General features: G+C 65.3%; 3 protein-coding genes. 2 read left to right on the top strand and 1 reads right to left on the bottom strand.

What is annotated here, in order from left to right:
- The first annotated feature begins 70 nt into the window (after positions 1–70).
- Positions 71–676 carry a thymidine kinase gene (locus Q0O95_RS13530; RefSeq protein WP_293699722.1) on the top strand — a complete coding sequence of 202 codons (606 nt, stop codon included), beginning with the start codon at positions 71–73 and terminating at the stop codon, positions 674–676.
- Positions 677–763: 87 nt separating this feature from the next.
- Entirely contained in the window at positions 764–1,747 is a 984-nt protein-coding gene (locus Q0O95_RS13525) for an NADP-dependent oxidoreductase (RefSeq protein ID WP_293699719.1), read from the top strand.
- A gap of 801 nt (positions 1,748–2,548) precedes the next feature.
- Here the strand turns inward: Q0O95_RS13525 and Q0O95_RS13520 are convergent.
- On the bottom strand, positions 2,549–3,684 hold a 1,136-nt coding region (locus Q0O95_RS13520), incomplete at its 5' end, for an ATP-binding cassette domain-containing protein (protein WP_293699717.1).

The following is a 3,684-nucleotide window of genomic DNA, read 5'->3' as shown; positions in this document are numbered from 1 at the left end:
GTAGAAGACGCCGACGAGGAGGCTGACATCGTCACGGGCGATGCGGCCGACGCAGACGACAAGAAGTAGCGTGGCAAAGCTCTACTTCCGATACGGAGCGATGAACTCTGGGAAGTCGACGGGCCTGCTGCAGGCGGCGTTCAACTACGAAGAGCGCGGACAGCGAGTGCTGATCGCGAAACCGTCGACCGATACGAAGGGCGATCAGCACATCGTGTCGCGTCTCGGCATGACGCGGGAGGTTGATTTCCTGGTCGAGGCGGATGAGCGGGTGTCGGATGTCTTCGCCCGCGCGGTCGCGAAGAAGCCAGAGCCGGTCGCGTGCCTGCTGTTCGACGAGGCACAATTCCTGCAGCCGAGGCAGGTCGATGAACTCTTGGAGCTCGCGGTGCTGCAGGGCGTACCAGTACTCGCCTACGGCATCCGCACCGATTTTCAGACGAAAGCGTTCCCCGGTTCGGCGCGCCTGCTCGAGCTTGCCCACTCGCTCGAAGAGCTGAAGACGATCTGCCGCTGCGGGCGCAAGGCGATGTTCAACGGACGTCGGGTGGATGACCGCTTCGTCTTCGAAGGCGATCAGGTGGCGATCGATGGTGAGACGGTGACGTACGAGTCACTGTGTGCCACCTGCTACCTCGAGGAGCGCGGGCGGGCATCCCTGCCGTCGCTCTGGTGAAGCTGCGTTTCACGGTTGCGAGGTCCGTGGCGGGCTTGACAAGCTGAGGCGTGAGACATTGAGAGCGCAGATTGGACGGAGTGTGGGATGGTGAACACTGCCGATAACGCGAGTAACCGACAGCAAATGATGTGGGCCGTTCAGCAGGAGGAGCTGGGCGGGACCGACGTCTTGCAGATGGTCGAGATTCCACGCCCTCGCCCCGGTATCAGCGAGATCCTTGTGCGCGTCCACGCTGCAAGCGTGAATCCCACGGATTGGAAGCACCGTGCAACGGGCCGCTTCCTCGATGATCCTCCGTTTGTGCTGGGGTGGGACCTCTCCGGCGTCGTCGAGGCGGTCGGCCTCGGCGTGACGCTGTTCAAACCCGGTGATGAGGTGTTCGGTATGCTGCCCTACCCGCACGGTGTCGGCGCCCACGCCGAATACGTTGTGGGCCCTGCACGCGCGTTCGCGCACAAGCCCGGCTCTCTCGATCACGTGCATGCGGGAGCGATCCCGCTGGCTGCACTCACAGCCTGGCAGTCGCTCGTGGACACCGCGGGCCTCTCGAGCGGCGATCGGGTACTCATCCACGCCGCGGGCGGCGGGGTCGGGCACCTGGCGGTGCAGATCGCGAAGGCTCGAGGAGCCTACGTCATCGGCACCGCGAGCGCGCAGAAGCACGACTTCGTGCGCGAGCTGGGAGCTGACGAGGTCGTCGACTACCGGCAGGTCGACTTCGCAGAGGCCGTGGAGCGCGTCGACGTCGTGCTCGACACCATCGGAGGCGACTACCAGTTGCGCTCTCTGCGCACACTGAAGCCAGGTGGGGTGCTGGTCTCCACCGTGCCCGTCGCGGCGGAAGGTCTGCGCGAGGAGGCCGAACGGTTGGATGTGCGAGCCGAGCTCATCCTCGTCGAGGCCGACCACGCGGGGATGCAGGAGGTCGCCGATCTCGCAGAGACCAATCAGTTGCGGGCGAGGATCGCGGGGACTTTCCCGCTCGCCGACGCTGCTCGTGCTCATGAGGTCGGCGAGGAGGGGCGTACCGCCGGCAAACTCGTCCTCGTCGTCCGTGAGCACGACTGACGGCTCGACCATCGCAACGGTGCAGGAGGCCCGGGTCAGCGTCTGAGGCGAACGTTACGGCTTGTCCGTCGGCTATGCGCGGGCGCAGCGCTCGCAATGTCACCGAAAGGCGGCATTATTCGCGATTCGTACCGAGAAGCGGCGATTTTTGCCGCTTTCCGAGCACATCGCCGTCTCTCGGTGCACGGACGAGCGCATCGGACGTGAACAGGTCCAGCAGACGCCGCTACCCGGGCGTGACGTCGCGCGCGAGCCGATCGAACTCGTTCCGTAGCTTCGGAGCACGGATCGCAGAGCGCATCCTGCGCAGGGTCGCCTCCTGGCCGATGAGGGGCCATGCCCTGGTGAGCGCGTAGTCCCCGGAGACGTGACTGCTCTTTCGACTCCTGCGCGTCGACAACGATGATGCGATCGGGGATGCCCGCCAACTCCGGGTGGTCCGGATGCTGTTCTGGCTCCTTCGGATGCGCGAGCATCGCGTCGACCAGCAGCACGAGGCGCCACGCATCCGGCAGATCGGTGAGTTCATCGGCCGACGCGTTGAGCTGATCGAGTTCGCTTGCCGTCATGCTCTCGGTCAAGGGTTGGCCGGCCCAGGAATTTCGGATAGTGAGCCATCTTATTCTGGGGGAGTTATTGAAAGAAAAATCCGGGATCATGCCCGTTCCGCGTGAGCTTCGCCATTCCCGTCTGCAACGTCTCGAAACAGCTCGATCAGAATGCCGATCCATGGTGAATCCGCAGCACCTGACATGGATGTTCATTGAGCGTGCGGCGCGCACGGCTAGGCACCGGACTCGATCAGGCGTTCGACGCTCCTCTCAGTAGCTCAAATTGCTCCCAGTCGGCAGTGTCGCGCAGCAACTGTCGATCGTGGCTGGAGACGACGATGCCGGCCCGAGTCGCCTGCAGCGCCTCCGTCAGCTCATCCACGAGGGCGATCGAGAGATGATTCGTCGGTTCGTCGAGCAGCAGCAGATTCGGCCTGGCGGCCAACACCAGGGCGAGGTCGAGGCGGCGTTGCTGACCGATCGAGAGCTCGCCGATGCGCTTGCCCGCCTCACGTGCCGTGAGCAGCCCGAGCGACGAAAGGCCAACGGTGCTCTGCGCGGAGACGACACGGTTGGAGACCAGACCGTCAACGACGGTGCCGTACCATTCGTGGGCACGCCGGGCCAGTGGCAGCGAGCTCTCCTGTCGCAGGAACGCGGCGCGACACGACTCCGCCCTGTGCACGCGACCGCCAGAGGGTTCGATTTCCTCCGCGAGAACACCGAGCAACGTTGACTTGCCCGCACCGTTGCCTCCCGTCACCACGAGCTTCGTGCCTCCGGTTATCCGCAGCGACACGGGGCGCCGCAGTCGGGCTTCCACTTGGATGTCCTCGGCCGTCAGGAGCGTCGCACCGGGTCTGGCGCTCAGCTCGGGAAACCCCAGCTCCAGTGGGGGAGCAGGCACGGTGACCGCGTGCTCTTCCAGCGCGGATGCCCGTCGATGGACGCTCTGTACGAGCCCAGGAGCCCGCGTGGCGCGTCCGTGCTTGGGGGAGCCCTTCCCGGGGCGCCAGCCGGACACCAGGCGGTTCTGGGCGCTGCTGAGCGCATCCTGGAGGCGTGCACGTTCTGCCCGCTGCCGCTCGTGCTCTTGCTCCCATCGCTCTCGTTCCGCGTGTCGGCCCGCGCGGTAGCCCTCGTAGCCGCCTCCGTACACGCGAGCCCGTTCATCGTAGGTCGGGTCGAGATCGATGAAGGTTTCGGCGATGTCGCTCAGCAGCGCGCGGTCGTGGCTGACGATGACGACTCCGCCGCGCCATGTTCTCAGACGTTCAGTCATGAAGGCTAGACCGGCTCGGTCGAGGTGGTTCGTTGGCTCGTCCAGCAGAAGGAAGTCCGTGTCGCCACCGAGCAGGCACGCGAGCCGCACGCGATAGCGCTGCC

The sequence above is a fragment of the uncultured Agrococcus sp. genome, from assembly GCF_945915485.1.
Classification (GTDB): Bacteria; Actinomycetota; Actinomycetes; order Actinomycetales; family Microbacteriaceae; genus Agrococcus.
Note: the sequence above shows the minus strand (reverse complement) of the source record. Positions and strands in the feature narration are given on the sequence as shown.